General features: G+C 72.5%; 1 protein-coding gene and 1 pseudogene. One reads left to right on the top strand and one right to left on the bottom strand.

Going from position 1 to position 2193, the window contains the following annotated elements; genetic code table 11:
• The coding region (locus ACLEQD_RS41860) for an MFS transporter (protein ID WP_410391504.1) at positions 1-1360 on the bottom strand (1360 nt) is incomplete at its 3' end.
• A 205-nt stretch (positions 1361-1565) separates the two neighbouring features.
• Between ACLEQD_RS41860 and ACLEQD_RS41865 the strand changes: the two are divergent.
• Positions 1566-2193, top strand: a pseudogene (locus ACLEQD_RS41865) (hypothetical protein); the annotation flags it as partial.

The following is a 2193-nucleotide window of genomic DNA, read 5'->3' on the forward strand; positions in this document are numbered from 1 at the left end:
GCCGGTGGTGCGCGGGCCGCGGGTCTTCGTGCTCGGGCTGACGGCCGCGTGCTGGCGTGGCGGCTGCGGGTGCCGCCGCCGGACTGACGTCTCCGCGCCCTTCAGCCGGTGCGCGCGTCCGCGTTCGCGCTCGCGGGGCCGCGGACTCCACGTAGTCCAGGTCGCGGTGGAAGGTCTCCGCCAGCCGCGACAGGGCCACGAGCGCGAGGAGGAAGCACACCGCGCCCACCGCGAGCGCCGCGTGCGCCACGCCCAGGGGCCCCTTGAGCTGGCCGAAGGCGGTGGCCGCGAGCACCGCGGAGCCGCGCACGAAGTTGGGCACGGACGTCGCCACGGTGGCGCGGATGTTGGTGCCGAACTGCTCGGCCGCCATGGTGATGAGCACCGCCCAGTAGCCCACGCTCAGGCCAATGAGGAAGGTCAGCGCGTAGACGAGCGTGGGGGTGAGCCCCGGCACGAGCCCGTACACGAGCACCAGCGCGAACCAGGCGCACAGGCTGAAGCCCACGGCGCGCTTGCGGCTCTGGAGCCACTGGCTCAGCACGCCAGACAACAGGTCCCCCAGCGTCAGGCCCACGCTGCCGAAGAGGATGGCGTTGCCCGCCGTCACCGTGCCCTGCACGTGGAGGCCCGCCGTCAGCTCCGGGGCGAAGACGAAGAGGATGCCGGTGGTGAAGTAGATGGGCACGCCCACGAGGATGCAGCCCAGGTACCTGGGGAGGCGGCCCCCCTGGAGGAGCAGCAGCGCGTTGCCCTTCACCGGGCCGGCCTTCTGGGTGAAGAGGACGGACTCGGACACCTTGAAGCGCGCGAAGAGGAGCGTCAGGCCCAGCACGCCGCCCGTCACGTAGGCCGTCTTCCAGTGCAGGTGCTGCGCGACGAGCGCCGCGACGACGACGCCCAGCATGCCCAGCGTGGCGACGACGGTGGTGCCCAGGCCGCGCTTCTCCCTGGGCAGGGACTCCGCGACCAGGGTGATGGCCGCGCCCAGCTCGCCCGCGAGCCCCAGGCCCCCGAGGAAGCGGCAGGCGGCGTAGCTGTTCACGTCCCAGACGAAGGGGTTCAGCAGGTTCGCCGCCGAGTACAGCAGGATGGAGCCGAACATCACCGACAGGCGTCCCCGCTTGTCCCCGAGCAGGCCCCAGAAGAGGCCGCCCACCATCATCCCCGCCATCTGCGCGTTGTAGATGAAGAGCCCCTTCTGGAAGATGTCCGAGGGGTCCGTGAGGCCCAGGTCCTTCAGCGACGCGACGCGCACCACGCCGAACAGCGTGATGTCGAAGAGGTCGACGAAGTAGCCCAGCCCCGCCACCAGGACGGTGAGGTTCAGGACCGAGCGCAGCTCCCGGAGGCGGTTCATGGCGCGCGACCCTACCGCTTCCGGCCCCGCGCCCGCCCCTTCTTCAAACACAGACATCTCCCGCCGCCGCGCCTGGCCACCTTCCTTGTCCGGGAGGATGGGCGCGGGTGGCCTCCGCCCTTCCGCCCTCCCCTCCCGAGCGTGACAGGCGATCCACACGTGGCGGTGCTTCCAGAAGAATTCCCTGGAAGGTAGGTTTTACGGCATGTCCGTGTTGGAGGTCGTGGCGTGGCAGCGCGTGGTGGGACTGGCCTTGTGGCTGGCGCTCGGCGGCTCCGCGGGGGCGGCCGGGCCATGGCGGGCGGTCGCGCGTGTGGCGTCCTCCGAGGACCGCGCACTGCTGGAGCGGGTGCGGGGGCAGAGCAGCGACCTGCCGGTGGTGCTGAAGGCGGAAGCGGGCGCGTCCATGGAGGCGAGCCCCGGCGGGGCGTGGCGTGAGGCAGAGCGGATGGCCATGCGCCAGGACGCTCGCGCGGTGCTGTGGTTCACGCGGGCCGGGGCGGAGCTGCGGGTGTCGGTGGCGGCCCCGCGCACGGGTCACCTGTTCTTGCGGAGTGCGCGGGTGGAGGGCGCGCCGGAGACGCTGACATGGTCCGTGGGCGCGGAGGCCCTCGCGTTGGCGGTGCGTTCGGCGCTGCGCGCGGTGGAGGCGGGTGAACCGCTGGGCGAAGTCGTCGCGTCCCCTCCCCCGCCTCCCGTGGTGGCGGCTCCACCTGCGCCGCCCGCGCCGGCTCCGGTGGCAAAGGCACCGCCGGGAGTGCCGACGGATGCGGTGGCCAAGGCAACGTCGAGGGTGCCGACGGATGCGGTGGCCAAGGCAACGTCGGGAGTGC

Origin of the sequence: Corallococcus sp. 4LFB, assembly GCF_046520365.1 — a bacterium.
GTDB lineage: Bacteria > Myxococcota > Myxococcia > Myxococcales > Myxococcaceae > Corallococcus > Corallococcus caeni.